This is a genomic window from Bacteroides sp. AF25-5LB, assembly GCF_003602965.1.
Lineage (GTDB): Bacteria > Bacteroidota > Bacteroidia > Bacteroidales > Bacteroidaceae > Bacteroides > Bacteroides uniformis.
In genome coordinates, this window is record NZ_QTMC01000024.1 from 46,484 (window position 1) to 46,743 (window position 260).

The following is a 260-nucleotide window of genomic DNA, read 5'->3' on the forward strand; positions in this document are numbered from 1 at the left end:
TGTGGTAAGAAAGAAACACGGGTGTGGAAAGAAAGCAACATATCTGTGGTGAGAAAAGTTGTTCATTAGTTCCCGTTTAGTTTCCGTGCTTTCCGGATGTAGCCTTTCGCAGGTTTATTGTCAGTTCTCTTTGTGTTCCGCAAGCGCGGTGCCGGCCGTTCTGTGGTCTATGTCAAGGTATGAATTGGAGCTTGTATTTCTCGCGCGTATATATATAATGTGTCCCTTCCTTTCCTTATCCCAGTTTCCTTTAAAAAACA